This is a genomic window from Mycobacterium sp. UM_11, assembly GCF_001414075.1.
In the GTDB taxonomy this organism is placed as follows: Bacteria; Actinomycetota; Actinomycetes; order Mycobacteriales; family Mycobacteriaceae; genus Mycobacterium.
Map to the genome: position 1 here is coordinate 1 of NZ_LATC01000024.1, position 13,523 is coordinate 13,523.

At 68.2% G+C, this 13,523-nt stretch carries 12 protein-coding genes; 8 read left to right on the top strand and 4 right to left on the bottom strand.

Annotation, left to right across the window (positions count from 1 at the left end; genetic code table 11):
- Positions 1–100 precede the first annotated feature (100 nt).
- Positions 101–868, top strand: coding sequence for an enoyl-CoA hydratase/isomerase family protein (locus WU80_RS08630; protein ID WP_055401933.1), 768 nt, complete (start codon positions 101–103; stop codon positions 866–868).
- A 9-nt stretch (positions 869–877) separates the two neighbouring features.
- On the opposite strand, the gene WU80_RS08635 is transcribed toward WU80_RS08630, so the two are convergent.
- The gene (locus WU80_RS08635; RefSeq protein WP_369808505.1) at positions 878–1,735 is read right to left on the bottom strand and encodes a proline iminopeptidase-family hydrolase; all 858 of its coding nucleotides are present in this window, start codon (positions 1,733–1,735) and stop codon (positions 878–880) included.
- Positions 1,736–1,980: 245 nt separating this feature from the next.
- Between WU80_RS08635 and meaB the strand changes: the two genes are divergently transcribed.
- Together meaB and WU80_RS08645 are read left to right on the top strand one after the other, a co-directional pair.
- Positions 1,981–2,859: a methylmalonyl Co-A mutase-associated GTPase MeaB gene (gene meaB, locus WU80_RS08640; RefSeq protein ID WP_055401935.1), complete on the top strand. Its 879-nt coding sequence runs from the start codon at positions 1,981–1,983 to the stop codon at positions 2,857–2,859.
- Between the two features lie 159 nt (positions 2,860–3,018).
- Positions 3,019–3,912 (top strand): thiamine pyrophosphate-dependent enzyme, encoded by an 894-nt coding sequence (locus tag WU80_RS08645; RefSeq protein ID WP_055402030.1) that lies wholly within the window; start codon positions 3,019–3,021, stop codon positions 3,910–3,912.
- Here WU80_RS08645 and WU80_RS08650 read toward each other — a convergent pair.
- Positions 3,905–4,558 (bottom strand): response regulator transcription factor, encoded by a 654-nt coding sequence (locus tag WU80_RS08650; RefSeq protein ID WP_055401937.1) that lies wholly within the window; start codon positions 4,556–4,558, stop codon positions 3,905–3,907. The two genes, WU80_RS08645 and WU80_RS08650, sit on opposite strands and share 8 nt — an antisense overlap.
- A 105-nt stretch (positions 4,559–4,663) precedes the next feature.
- Here WU80_RS08650 and WU80_RS08655 point away from each other — a divergent pair, with 105 nt between their 5' ends.
- Positions 4,664–5,884 (top strand): sensor histidine kinase, encoded by a 1,221-nt coding sequence (locus tag WU80_RS08655; RefSeq protein WP_055401938.1) that lies wholly within the window; start codon positions 4,664–4,666, stop codon positions 5,882–5,884.
- 19 nt (positions 5,885–5,903) lie between these two features.
- Here WU80_RS08655 and WU80_RS08660 read toward each other — a convergent pair whose 3' ends face one another.
- On the bottom strand, positions 5,904–7,520 hold the full coding sequence (locus tag WU80_RS08660; RefSeq protein ID WP_055401940.1) for an FAD-dependent oxidoreductase: 1,617 nt from the start codon (positions 7,518–7,520) through the stop codon (positions 5,904–5,906).
- Positions 7,521–7,534: 14 nt separating this feature from the next.
- Positions 7,535–8,212, bottom strand: a complete 678-nt coding sequence (locus tag WU80_RS08665) for an IclR family transcriptional regulator (protein WP_055401942.1) — start codon at positions 8,210–8,212, stop codon at positions 7,535–7,537.
- Between the two features lie 126 nt (positions 8,213–8,338).
- Here WU80_RS08665 and WU80_RS08670 point away from each other — a divergent pair, with 126 nt between their 5' ends.
- Genes WU80_RS08670 through WU80_RS08685 form a run of 4 tightly spaced genes read left to right on the top strand, consistent with a single transcriptional unit; the run spans position 8,339 to position 13,521 of the window.
- Positions 8,339–9,202, top strand: a complete 864-nt coding sequence (locus WU80_RS08670; RefSeq protein WP_055401944.1) for an alpha/beta fold hydrolase — start codon at positions 8,339–8,341, stop codon at positions 9,200–9,202.
- A complete protein-coding gene (locus WU80_RS08675; protein WP_055401946.1) occupies positions 9,202–10,920 on the top strand; it encodes a bifunctional 3-(3-hydroxy-phenyl)propionate/3-hydroxycinnamic acid hydroxylase in 1,719 nt (572 codons plus the stop codon). The genes WU80_RS08670 and WU80_RS08675 overlap by 1 nt, the downstream gene beginning before the upstream one ends.
- Positions 10,868–11,785 carry a 3-carboxyethylcatechol 2,3-dioxygenase gene (locus WU80_RS08680; protein ID WP_055401948.1) on the top strand — a complete coding sequence of 306 codons (918 nt, stop codon included), beginning with the start codon at positions 10,868–10,870 and terminating at the stop codon, positions 11,783–11,785. Before WU80_RS08675 ends, WU80_RS08680 begins: the two co-directional genes overlap by 53 nt.
- A complete protein-coding gene (locus WU80_RS08685; protein WP_055401950.1) occupies positions 11,782–13,521 on the top strand; it encodes an FAD-binding protein in 1,740 nt (579 codons plus the stop codon). The genes WU80_RS08680 and WU80_RS08685 overlap by 4 nt, the downstream gene beginning before the upstream one ends.
- The last annotated feature ends 2 nt before the right edge of the window (positions 13,522–13,523 follow it).

Here is a 13,523-nt window from a genome sequence, read left to right on the forward strand (position 1 = left end):
GGCGGAGCCCGGGTGAAGCGGGTCACGAATATAGACGGAGTGATCGCGAACGCGGGCGGAGCCCGGGTGAAGCGGGTCACGAATATAGAAGGAGTCTGACGTGTACGACATGCCTGCCGAAATCGACGTCCAAGCCGACGGTCCGCTGCGGATCATCACCTTGAACCGGCCGGACTCGCTCAATTCGGTCAACGACGACCTGCACGTCGGGCTCGCGCGCCTGTGGCAGCGATTGACCGATGACCCCAGTGCCCGCGCGGCGGTCATCACCGGGGCGGGCAGGGCGTTTTCGGCCGGCGGGGATTTCTCGTATCTCAAGGAGCTGTCGGCCGATGCGGACCTGCGGGCCAAGACCATTCGGGACGGCCGCGAGATCGTGCTGGGTATGGCGCGGTGCCGTATTCCGGTGGTGGCCGCGGTCAACGGCCCGGCCGTCGGGCTCGGCTGCAGCCTGGTGGCGCTGAGCGACATCGTCTACATCGCCGAAGAGGCCTACCTCGCCGATCCGCACGTGCAGGTGGGATTGGTTGCCGCCGACGGCGGCCCGCTGACCTGGCCGCTGCACATCAGCCTGCTGCTGGCCAAGGAGTTCGCGTTGACGGGCACCCGGATCAGCGCGCAGCGCGCCGTCGAACTCGGGCTGGCCAACCACGTCGCCGCCGACCCGCTCGCGGAGGCGATCGCGTGTGCCAAAAAGATTTTGGAGCTGCCCCAGCAGGCGGTCGAAAGCACCAAGCGGGTGCTCAACATTCACCTCGAGCGGGCGGTGCTGGCCAGCCTGGACTACGCCCTGTCGGCCGAGCACCAGTCGTTCACGACCGAAGACTTCCGGTCGATCGTCACCAAGCTGGCGGCCGGCAAGAACTGAGGGCACCGCTCAGTCGTGCAGCCGCAGAAAGTCGCGCATCACTCGGTCGAACTTGTCCGGCTCCTCGATGAAGGGCATGTGAGCGGTCGACTCGAACAGCTCATAGCGCGAGCCGGCGATGCGTTGGTGCATCTCCCACATATGTTCGGGCACGCATTCGTCGAACCTGCCGGCCAGGATCAGGGTCGGCAGGGTGATTTCGGCTAACCGGTCGAAGACGTCCCAGTCGCGGACCGTCCCGACGATGCGAAAGTCGCTCGGCCCGAACATGGTCTCGAAGATGTCGGTGCCCATGTTGGCGAAAGCTTGCAAAAGCTCTGCGGGCCAGGGGCGTACGCGGCACAGGTAGGTCTCGTTCCAGGTGCGGATGGCGTCCTGGTATTCCGCCGCATGCGTGGTACCGGCGGCCTCGTGCCGATCGATGGCCGATTGCGTTTCGGGATCGAGCTCGGCTTTCAGACGGGCCACCATCTGCGAGAACTGCGGGATGGACGCGATGCTGTTCGAAATGGTGAGGCTGACGGCGCGCGACGGTACGTCGAGCGCGTACTGCTGCGCCATCATCCCGCCCCACGAGTTGCCGAAGAGGTGAAAGCCGTTGAGGCCAAGGCCCTTTACGACGGCGTCCATTTCGGCAACCGACCGTTGCATGGTCCACAAGTCGCGGTTCGCGGGGCGCTCGGAGTTGCCGCATCCGAGCTGGTCCCAGAAGATGACTACGCGCTCGTCGGCCAACCGCTCCAGCGAACGCAGGTAGGTGTGCGGCAACCCGGGCCCGCCGTGCACGACGAGCAGCGGAAGGCCCGGTCCGCCGCCGACGCGCTCGAACCACACGTTGCCGCCCGGAACCGCGATCATTCCGTCCATTGCCGACGAGCCTCCTGGTTGGCGAGCAGACGCAGAATCGCACCACGCGATGCTGGTATATGCGATTTTGCGACTGCTCGCGAGCCGACCTCTCCTTGCAACGCTGACTCTCAGAATGAGAGAATAGTGTTCTCATAAATCGCGGGGGTCGTCGAACCCCCGCAACGCGCTCGCCGAACTGGAGAAGACCCGTGCCTGACGCCGTCATCGTGTCCGCCACCGTCCTCGAGGTGCCAGCCCCCTAAATGGACATCCCCGAGTTGATCGAGGGCGCGCGCAAGGGATCTCCGCGCGCGGCGGGTCGGCTCCTTTCCCTGGTCGAGGGCGATCGCCGCGACGAGGTGCTCGCCGGTATCGAGCCGTCACCGGTGAACGTCATCGGCATCACCGGGCCGCCGGGCGCGGGCAAGTCCACGACGATCGCCGCGCTCGTCGGGGCCTACCGGGAGCGGGGGGACCGGGTGGCGGTATTGGCCGTGGACCCGTCGTCACCGTTCAGCGGGGGGGCCCTGCTGGGCGACCGCATCCGAATGGCCGCGCACATCAACGACTCCGACGTGTTGATCCGGTCGGTGGCCACCCGCGGTCACCTCGGGGGCCTGGCCGCCGCGGTCCCCGCGGCCATCCGGCTGCTCGGGGCGATCGGTTACCACGTGGTCCTGCTCGAGACGGTGGGGGTGGGGCAGTCCGAGATCGAGATCGCCGCCGTCGCCGACCCGACCGTCGTCATCCTCAATCCCGGTGCCGGCGACGCGATCCAGGTCGCCAAGGCGGGCGTGCTGGAGGTCGCCGACATCGTCGTCGTCAACAAGGCGGACCGCGACGGCGCCGAACAGACCGTGCGGGATCTGCGCGCCGAGACCGATGCGCCGATCGTGACCCTCGTCGCGGCCCGCGGCGAGGGGATTGCGGAGCTGGTGGCCGCGATCGAAGACCACCACCGTGCCGACAGCCGCGCCCGCCGGCTGGCCCGCGCCCGGGCGCAGATCCTGTCGCTGGCCCAAACCCGGCTGCGGGGCAGGCCGGAGCTCGACCGGCTCGCCCAGACCGTCGTCGACGGTGACCAGGACCCGTACTCGGCGGCCGACCAGCTGCTCTCACCGACCGCCCGGGACCAGGACTAAGGGCTCGTCCTGTCCCCCGATCGGGGGAACCCGGATTCACCCCGTTCGCGGACCGATCGGCGGAGTTGCGCCCGGGCAAATCTCCCTACCTTGATCTTGTGCCCAACGGCACGATCCGCGATGAGTGAGGAGACCCGGCACATGGCTCGCAACCCCGAAATGTCGGCCGCAAACGTCGGCGAGCAGCTGGAGCTGTACCGCCGCATGTGGGTCCTGCGACTGCTCGACATGGCGCTCGAAGAGTCGCGCATCGACGGGTTGCTCAACGGACCCATGGTGGCCGCGTTCGGCCAGGAGGCCGTGGCCGTCGGAACCATCGCCGCCCTGCGGCCGGGCGACATCATGAGCACCTCGATCCGCCATTTCGAGCACGCCCAGCGGGTCGGCCATCTCCTTCCCCTGGGGCCGGCCATCGCCGAGATGATCACCCCCCGCCCGGCCGTGGCCGTCGGTCGGAAGGAAAGCCCGTTCGCGACCGAATGGAAGCAGATCTTCGCCGGCGCCGACCCGTTGCGGCAGTCGATCCTGTTCGCGCTCGGCGACGCCTATGCCCAGCAGGTGGCCGGCGAGGGCAAGGTCACGCTGTGCGTCATCGGGGATGACGCGGTGAACTCCGCCGAGTTCAAATCGGCCGCCGCCATAGCGTTGTCGTGGCGGCTCCCGGTGGTGTTCGTTGTCGAGAACATCCGCGAGGCATCCGGCGTGCGCCGGGGCCCACGCGAGCGCCACGGACTACCGGTGCTGTCGGTGGACGGCAAAAACGTTGGGGCCGTGTATGACTCGGTCTCCCAAGCGGCGGATCGCGCGAGCGCCGGCGGTGGACCCAGCATGGTCGAGGCGGTCACCTACCGCACCAACCACCCCTCCGGCGTCGACCCCCTGGTTTTCGCCCGGCGCGAGCTGACCCGCGCCGGTGTGAGCGCCGGCCACCTCTACGAGGTGGAGCGCCGCGCTCGCCACCTGGTGGCCGAGGCCGCGGCCTTCGCGAACGCGCTGCGGGTAGAGGGGGCGGCGGCCGTCAGCGAGCCGGACCACTGGTCGGCCGCTAGCTGAGCAGTCCTTGCCGCATCGCCTCGGCGACGGCGGCCGCGCGATCGCTGACGCCGAGCTTTTCGTAGAGGCGTTGCACGTGCGTCTTGACCGTCGACGGGGCGACGTACAGTTCGCCGGCGATCGCGGGGATGCTTTGACCACGCGCGATCCGGTTCAGCACCTCGCGTTCTCGCGCGCTGAGGACGGGTCCGGTCGGCTCGGCCCGGTGGCGGATCTCCGCGGTGAGGCCGCCGACCAGGGCGGGCGCCACCACGTCGCGGCCCTGCGCACAGTCGAGGACGGCCTTGACGATCTCGCTGCGGGTCGAGTCCTTCAGCACGAACCCGGCGGCGCCCTGCTGCAATGCCTGGTACACGATGGCGGGCTCGTCGTGTGCCGAAATCAGCAGCACCCGGGTCGGCAATTCCTGCTTGCGCACCGCCGCCGCCACCTGCCCGCCGTCCATGCGGGGCATCCGGAAATCGAGCAGCGCGACATCGGGCCGGTGCTGCTTGATCAATTCCAATGCCGCCGAGCCGTCCTCCGCCTCGGCGACCACATCCACCGAACCGCTCGCTGCTAGCGCACGCACCACGCCCTCACGAAAGAGCGGGTGATCGTCGCCCACAACCACCCGCACCATGTCGGGCGTCGCTGGGCCGGCCATGGCGATGAGTTTAGCCCGCAAAGCGTCGATCGAATTGGAGAAATGTCCGTTACGTGTCCGGGCGCTTTGCCGTGAGGTGAGCGCGTGGGTGAGTACTGTGTTCGCGTGGCGGTCGCCAGCGACGCGGAACTGGGCCGGGTGCGCAAGCTTCACCAGCTGCGCTCCTACCGACTCGCGTCGGTCCTGCGGGTGGGCGTGGTGGGTCTCATGGTGGCTGCCATGCTCAGCGGCACCCGCCGATCGGAGTGGGCTCAGCAAACTCAGCTGATCGTGGCGTACGCGGTTGTCGCGACGTGCGCGCTGGCGCTGGCCTTCCCGCGCAGCCGGCGATCGCTCGGCCGCGGCCGGCTGGCCCAGGTCGGCCGCCTGGAGCCGTTCGCGTTCACCGTCATCGACGTTGTCGTGCTGACGGTCTTTCAGATTTTGTCCACCAACGGACTCCATCCCTTGCTCATCATGACGGCGCTCCCGATCCTGATCGGCCTCGATGTCTCGTCCCGGCGGGCGACGGTGGTGCTGATCTTTTCGATGGTGGGTTTCGCGATCGCGGTCCTCGAGGACCCGGAGATGGTCGGCTCGATCGGCGTCACCGAGGCCACGTTTCGGTTCCTGCTGTACGGATTCCTGTGTGTCACAGCGTTTGTGGCCGTTCGGGTCGAGGAGCGGCACACCCGTTCGGTGGCCGGGCTCAGCACGCTGCGCGAGGAGCTGCTCGCTCAGACGATGACCGCGTCCGACGTCGAGCAACGGCGGATATCGGAATCCATTCACGACGGTCCGCTGCAGGACATCCTGGCGGTGCGCCAGGAACTCGTCGAGTTGGACGCGGCGCTACCCGGTGATGACCGCGTCGCGCGCGCGATGGCCGGTCTGCAGTTGGCCTCGGAGCGACTGCGGCAGGCGACTTTTGAGCTGCATCCGGCCGTCCTCGAGCAGGTCGGCTTGGCGGCCGCGGTCCAGCAACTGGCCACCGTGACCGCCCAACGATCCGGTATCGAGATTCAGACCGACATCGATTACCCGATTCGCAGCGAGATCGACCCGGTGGTCTTCGGCGCGGTGCGTGAGCTGCTGTCCAACGTGGTGCAACATTCGCGGGCCGACAGCGCCTCGATCATGCTCGGCATCACCGACGAGACCTGCGTCTTGCATGTGATCGACAACGGCGTGGGGTTCGACGACGAGACGATGGCGCGCCGCCTGGGCGAAGGCCACATCGGAGTCGCTTCCCACCGGGCCCGCATCGAGGCCGCCGGGGGAAGGTTCGTCTTCCTCGACGGCCCGGTGGGCACCCACGTCTGCATCGAGCTGCCGATCGCGAGATAGGCCGACGTCGCGCGTCCCGTTACTTCAGGTCGACGGACTTCCCGGTGGCGGCCGCGTGGCCGGCGCGGTAGCCGAAAACCATTGCCGGACCTAATGTCCCGCCCGCACCGCCATAGGCCCGTCCGGTGACGCCACCCATCGCATTGCCCGCGGCGAACAGCCCGGGTATCGGGTCGCCGTCGACGTGCAGCACGCGCCCGTCGCGATCGGTGCGGGGGCCGCCCTTGGTGCCCATCGCGCCGATGCACACCGGCACCGCATAGTAGGGGGCGGTGTCGATCGGGCCGAGGGTCTTGCCGGCGAGGGTGGTCGCGCTGCCGTCGCCCCAATAACCGTCGTAAGCACTGGAGCCGCGCCCGAAGTCGGGGTCGGCCCCGGCCGCCACGTGGCGGTTCCAGTCCTCGACGGTGCGGATCAAGCCGTCGGCGTCGATGCCCGCCTTGGCGGCCAACTCGGTGAGGTCGGCCGACTCGCAGAACCAGTCCGGAACGGGCTGTCCCGGTTCGACACCCAGGAATCCGTAGCGCTGCAAGTGAATTGCATCGAACACCATCCAGCCGCGGTCGTTGACGTAGCCACCGCGGGGATCGAGGTAGTGGAAGGCGCCGGCCATAGAGTTGTAATCGCATGCCTCGTTGACGAAGCGGCGCCCCGCCGAGTTGACGATTATGCTGCGTGGCCGCGTTCGTTCCAACCGCACGCTGCGGCTGCGTGGCCTGCCGTCGATGGTGTCACCGGGGATCTGCACGATCGGCACCCACCAGGCCTCGCCCATGTTCGCCAGATCGGCGCCGTGTGCCATCGCCATGCGCAGGCCGTCCCCGGTGTTGTTGGGCGGAGAGACCGCGCCGTGCATCGGGCCACGCAGAAAGGCCTGCGCCAGAGCGGGATCCCATTCGAAGCCGCCGGTGCCCAGGATGACGCCGTGCCGGGCGCGAACGTTGACGGTGCGTCCCGCAAGGCCGATCCGCACCCCGGTGATTTCCCCGCCCTCGCCGATCAGCTGTTCGGCGCGCGCGCCGGTGTGCGGGGTGACGCCGGCATCCAGCAGGCCTTTGAGGAGCCCCGCGATCAGCGCGGTGCCGGCGACGCAGAGGTGGCCGGTTCGTTCGTCGATCGCCGCGTGCAGACGCGCCCTGGTCTCGGCGTCGAAACCGACGTTGGACCAGTCGGCGGGAAACGACGTGATCCGCGTGGCCCATTCGCCCAACTGCGCGAGGTCGAAGGGAGCGGCAGTGAGCGATCGGCCTCCGGTCGGTTGCCCGCCCGGCAATTCGGGCTGATAGTCGGGGAAGCCGGTGGCGATCTCGAAGCGCAGGCCGCTGTGTGCCTCGACGAAGTCGAGCATGGCCGGACCGGTGTGCACGAACGTCTCGACCAGCTCGTCGTCCATCGAGCCGAGGGACTGCGCGCGCAGGTATCGCAGCGCATCGGCGGTCGTCAATTCCCCTTCGGGCGAACGATTATGGGCGGGAATCCACACCACGCCGCCCGACACCGCGGTGGTGCCGCCAACGGTTGGCGCCTTCTCGAAGACCTCCACCGAGGCCCCGGACGCCACCGCGGTGAGGGCGGCGGTAAGCCCGGCGCCGCCACTGCCGAGTACGACTACGTCGGCTTGCATGTCCCACGACATGGATCGGTATCCCTTCAGCTCAGCAGTTCGGACAACTGCCTCGCGGCTTTGACGACCGCATCTTTTCCGCGCATCACCACGTCTTCCCGGTGCGAAATGAGGTTGATGCAGGTTGGCGGGGACGGGGCCGGGCGGCGCACCGCGACGGCGAGGCCGTAGGTGTTCGGCTCGATTTCGCCGTACGTGGTCACCCACCCGCATTCGCGTGCCCGGGTGACCAGGTCCCGTTCTCCCGGACGCGGGGGCATGCTCGCGAGCAAGGCGATTCCGGCGGCGCCGCGGTTCAGGGGGTATCGGCTGCCTTCGTGAAACGACAGTTGGTAGGCCACGTGGCTGGGCACGATGACCGCGATGGCCACCTGCTGGTCGCCCTCGGCGATGAGCAACGAAACCGTGGTGCCGAGCTCGTCGGCCAGCGCGCGCAGCGTCGGCAGGCTGAGCTGGCGCACGTTGCGGTCGAATGATGCGCCCAGGACGGCGAGTCCGGCGGCGGGCCGATAGCGGCCGTCCTCTCCCTTGGCCACCAGCCGGAACTCCGCCAGCGTCGTCAGCAGCCGGTAGGCGATCGTGCGATGAACCCCGACTTGGTCGGCGAGCTGCTGCACGGTCAGCCCGGCGGGGGACTCCGCGACCATTTGCAGCGCGGTCAGCCCCCGGGCCAGCGTCTGCGAACCCGTTCCCGAACCGGTCACAGCCTTGACAGACCCAGGCCCGAGAGCGAAGCTCTATATATAACGCACATCAGTGTGCGATATTAGCACACAAGATACGTCGAAAACGAGAACGAGATTTCCCCGACTTTGGGCCAGAGAGGCATCGTGGCGGAGTTCGAGAGCATCTGGAGCGATCTTCAGGGCGTCGCGTTTGAGCAGGGCTACCTCCACGCCGGCGGGGTGCGGACCCGCTACCTGCGGGCCGGCGACCCGGGCAAGCCGGTGCTGATGCTGCTGCACGGGTCCGGCGGCCACGCCGAGGCGTACGTCCGCAACCTCGCGGCGCACGCCGAGCACTTCTGGACTTGGTCCATCGACATGCTGGGCCACGGCTACACCGACAAGCCGGGCCACCCGCTGGAGGTCCGCCACTACGTCGAGCACCTGATGGCCGTCCTGCGCACCATCGGCGTCGATCGCGCCGGCATCAGCGGCGAATCGCTGGGCGGCTGGGTGGCGGCCCGCGCCGCGATCGACCATCCCGACGTGGTGGACCGGCTCGTCCTCAACACCGCCGGCGGCTCCCAAGCCGATCCCGTGGTGATGAAGCGGATCATCACCTTGTCGATGGCGGCCGCCGAGGACCCGACGTGGGAGACGGTGCAAGCGCGGATCAAGTGGTTGATGGCGGACAAGTCCAAGGACTACGACGACTTGGTCGCCAGCCGCCAGCGCGTCTATCGCCAACCGGGATTCGTCGATGCCATGCGCGACATCATGGCGTTGCAGGACCCCGAGATTCGGGCGCGCAACATCATCGGCCCGGACGAATACGGCGCGATCATCGCGCCGACGCTGGTGCTGTGGACCAGCGACGACCCCACCGCCGACGTCGCCGAGGGTCGCCGCATCGCGTCGATGATCCCGGGAGCGCGTTTCGAGGTGATGCCCGGCTGCGGGCACTGGCCGCAGTACGAGGATCCCAAGACCTTCAATCGGTTGCACCTCGACTTCCTGCTGGGGCGGTGATGGTCGACGCGGGGCGTGAGCCGGCGGGGATCGAGACCGACGTTGTCGTGGTCGGGGCGGGACCGGTCGGCCTGACGTTGGCCAATATCCTTGGCCTGCGCGGCATCCGCACGGTCGTGGTCGAAGAACGCGACACGCTGATCGACTATCCACGCGGCGTGGGGCTCGACGACGAGGCGCTGCGGACGTTCCAGTCGGTGGGGCTGGCCGACCGGGTCGTCCCGCACACGGTGCCCAACCAGATCCTGCGTTTCGTCGACGCCAAGCGCCGCGTGCTCGCCGAAATGGCCCCGCCCGATGCGCGTTTCGGTTGGCCGAAGCGTAACGGGTTCGTCCAACCGCTTGTCGACGCCGAACTGCTGGCGGGCCTGGACCGGTTCGAGCACGTCGACGTGTGGTGGGGCCGTCCGATGACGGCATGCCGGGAAGACTCCGACGGCGTGATCGTCGAACTCGGCGGCGGACGCGACCACGAATCGTCCAGCCTACGAACGCGTTACGTGGTCGGCTGCGACGGCGGTCGCAGCATGACCCGCCGCATGATGGGCGTGTCCTTCGACGGGACGACATCCTCGACGCGCTGGCTGGTGGTCGACATCGCCAACGACCCGCTCGGCCACCCCAACAGCGAGGTCGGCGCCGACCCCGAACGTCCGTACGCCTCGATCTCGATCGCGCACGGAATCCGGCGGTTCGAGTTCATGATTCACGCCGACGAAACCGACGAGCAGGCCGAAGACCCGGCGTTCCTGAGCCAGATGCTGGCCCGGATGGTGCCGCACCCGGAGCGTGTCGACGTGATCCGGCGGCGCGTGTACACCCACCACTCGCGGATCGCCGGCGCGTTCCGCAAGGGCCGGCTGCTGCTGGCCGGGGACGCCGCGCACCTGATGCCGGTCTGGCAGGGCCAGGGCTACAACAGCGGAATCCGCGACGCGGCCAATCTCGGTTGGAAGCTCGCCGCGGTCGTGAGCGGCCGGGCCGACGAGAAGCTGCTGGACACCTACGACATCGAGCGGCGCAAGCACGCGCGGGCGATGATCGACCTCTCCACCATGGTGGGGCGAGTGATCTCGCCGACCAACCGCCGGGTGGCCGGCGCGCGCGACCTGCTGGTGCGGTCCGCGTCGATCGTGCCGTCGCTCAAGCGCTATGTGCTGGAGATGCGGTTCAAACCGATGCCCCGTTACGAGCAGGGCGCCGTCGTGCACAGCGCGCCCGGCCGGGCGGATTCACCGGTGGGTACCCTGTTCATCCAGCCACGGGTCGACACCCGCGAGCAGCGGGACGTGTTGCTGGACGACGTAATCGGCGACTGGTTCGCCGTGCTGTGCTGGAACAACAACCCGCGCAGGATACTCGGCGACGTCGCCTTCGCGAACTGGAAAGCGTTGGGCGCGAGGTTCATCGCGCTGCGACCCCTGACCCAGCTGCATTGGACCGGACACGACGATCCCGACGTCGTGATCGTCGGCGACCGTGGCGGCGCCGTCAAATCTTGGTTCGACACCCATCAGGAGTCGGTGTTGTTCCTGCGTCCCGATCGGTGCATCGCCGGCGCCTGCATCGCCCAGCTCGCCCCCGACCTGAGCGCCGCGCTCCTTGCCGCGCTCACCCTCATCCCGAGAGGGGGTGACACGCAAAGTGGCACTGGCTCTGTGCTGTATGTCGCACAGCCCGCTCCTGAATCTTCCGGGGCCGCCGCAGGACCTGGTTGACGACATCGAAGCCGCGATCGCCCACGCGCGACAGTTCGTCGCCGACTACGACCCCGAACTCGTCGCCATCTTCTCCCCGGACCACTACAACGGGTTCTTCCACAAGATGATGCCGCCCTTCTGTATCGGCACGAGCGCCAACGGGGTTGGGGATTACGGCACCCATGCCGGCCCGCTGGACGTTCCCGAGCAGCTCGCCACCGACTGCGCGGAAGCCGTGCTCGACGCCGGGGTCGACATTGCGGTTTCGGCCTGCATGGAGGTGGATCACGGCACCGTCCAGCCGCTCGAGAAGCTGTTCGGCGAGGCCACTTCCCGCCCGGTGATACCGATCTTCATCAACGCGATCGGTCTGCCGCTGGGGCCATTACGTCGTTGCCGTGCGCTCGGGACCGCGGTCGGCTCGTATCTGGCCACGCTGGACAAGCGGGTGTTGCTGCTGGGATCCGGCGGCCTTTCACACAGCCCGCCGGTGCCCACCCTGGCCACCGCGCCGCCGCCGGTGCTCGAGCGCATCGTGCACGGCCGGCCGATGACGGCCGAGCAGCGGCAGGCCCGGCAGGCCGCCGTGATCGATGCGGCCAAGCGCTTCGCGGCAGGCGACAGCGAACTGCAGGCGTTGAACCCGGTGTGGGATCAGCGCTTTCTCGAGATCATCGACGGCGGGTGGCTGGACGAACTCGACCAGTGGTCGAACTCGTTCGTCGCCCACGAGGGCGGCAGCTCGGCCCAGGAAATCCGAACGTGGGTCGCGGCGTTCGCGGCGCTGGCCAGCGCCGGGCCCTACGACACCGTCGAGCGCTACTACAAACCGGCCGCCGATCTGATCGCCGGCTTCGCCATCAGAACGGCCGTGCCGAAATGACCGGCGTGGAGCGCGGTTTCGACCACGTCGTCGACGTGCTCGTCGTCGGCTCGGGCGGCGGAGGGATGACGGCCGCCCTGACGGCCAACGCCGCCGGCCTGGACGCGCTGGTCGTGGAGAAGTCCTCGTTCTTCGGTGGTTCCACCGCGCTGTCCGGGGGCGGCATCTGGGTGCCGGGGGCGCCCGCGCAGCGCAGGGAGGGCTACGCGCCGTCACCCGAAGGCGTGGTCGAGTACTTGCGGCGGATCACCGACGGACTCGTCAGCGAGGCGCGGATACGGCAGTACGTCGAATCCGCGCCCAAGATGCTCGCCTTACTCGAACGGCTCTCCGGCTGGTGTGAATTCGTCTGGAAGCCCGGTTACGCGGACTACTATCCGGAACTTCCTGGCGGGTCCGAACTCGGCAGCACGATCAACGTGCCGCCCATCGACCTGCGCGAGCTGGGCCCCGACGAGCAGCGCCTCCTGCGACCCCTCGCATTGGCACCCAAGGGAATCTGGCTGGGACCCAAGGAACTTCGGACCTTCTACCGGATCCGGCAATCCTGGGCCGGCAAGGGCGTATTGCTCAAGCTGATCGCGCGGATGGTCAGGGCGCGGGTGTTCGGCGAGCGGATGGCCGCCATCGGGCAGTCCCTGGCGGCCCGCCTCAGACTGACCATGACCGAACGTGGCATCCCGCTGTGGCTGGACTCGCCGATGACCGAGTTGCTCACCGACGCCGACGGCGCGGTGACGGGTGCGGCGGTGGAACGAAACGGAATCCAGCAGCGGATCGGCGCGCGCTGCGGCGTCATCCTGGCTTCCGGCGGCTTCGACCATGACCTGGCCTGGCGCAAGGAGCTGCTGCCCGTGGTTGACCAGGACTGGAGTTTCGGTAACCCCGCCGCCATGGGAGACGGCATCCGCGCGGCCCAAAAGCTGGGCGCCGCAACCGACCTGCTCGACGAGGCCTGGTGGTTTCCCGCCATCCAATGGCCGGATGGCCGCATGCAATTCATGCTCAACGAACGCATGATGCCGGCACAGTTCATCGTCAACGGCGACGGCAAGCGCTTCATCAACGAGGCGGCGCCCTACATGGACTTCGGCCACGCCATGATCGATGGCCACAAGAGCGGGGTCACCCACATCCCCTGCTGGCTGATCACCGACCACAGGTCGTGGAATCGCTACGTCATCGGCGGGCACCTTCCCATCCCCAAGATCCCGGGTGCGCCGGTGCCCACCGGCCGTAAGGTCCCCCGGGCTTGGCTCGAATCCGGCGTCGTCAAGGCGGCGAGGACGTGGGCGGAGATGGCCGCCGCGATCGGCGTGCCGGCCGCGAATCTGGCCGAAACCGCCCGCCGCTTCAACGAACTCGCCCGCAGGGGTCACGACGACGATTTCCGCCGGGGGGACAGCGTCTACGACAACTACTACGGCGATCCGACCCTGCCCAACCCGAACCTGCGCCCGCTGGGCGACCCGCCCTACTACGCGTTCCGGATCGTCCTCGGCGACCTCGGCACCTCGGGCGGCCTGCGCACCGACGAATACGCGCGGGTGCTGACCGACGACGACAGCGTGCTGCCCGGACTGTACGCGGTGGGAAATACCTCCGCGCCGGTGATGGGACGCAGCTACGCCGGGGCGGGCGCCACCATCGGCCCCGCGATGACCTTCGGGTTTGTTGCGGCGAATCACATTGCCGCACATGCAGCCGACCGGACCCTTAATTCTCATAGGAGGTAGCA

Bases quoted from the DNA above. Each gene is read 5' to 3' on its own strand.
- WU80_RS08635 (WP_369808505.1), bottom strand. From the start codon at position 1,735: ATGGACGGAATGATCGCGGTTCCGGGCGGCAACGTGTGGTTCGAGCGC.
- meaB (WP_055401935.1), top strand. From the start codon at position 1,981: ATGGACATCCCCGAGTTGATCGAGGGCGCGCGCAAGGGATCTCCGCGC.
- WU80_RS08645 (WP_055402030.1), top strand. From the start codon at position 3,019: ATGTCGGCCGCAAACGTCGGCGAGCAGCTGGAGCTGTACCGCCGCATG.
- WU80_RS08650 (WP_055401937.1), bottom strand. From the start codon at position 4,558: ATGGCCGGCCCAGCGACGCCCGACATGGTGCGGGTGGTTGTGGGCGAC.
- WU80_RS08660 (WP_055401940.1), bottom strand. From the start codon at position 7,520: ATGTCGTGGGACATGCAAGCCGACGTAGTCGTACTCGGCAGTGGCGGC.
- WU80_RS08675 (WP_055401946.1), top strand. From the start codon at position 9,202: ATGGTCGACGCGGGGCGTGAGCCGGCGGGGATCGAGACCGACGTTGTC.
- WU80_RS08680 (WP_055401948.1), top strand. From the start codon at position 10,868: ATGTCGCACAGCCCGCTCCTGAATCTTCCGGGGCCGCCGCAGGACCTG.
- WU80_RS08685 (WP_055401950.1), top strand. From the start codon at position 11,782: ATGACCGGCGTGGAGCGCGGTTTCGACCACGTCGTCGACGTGCTCGTC.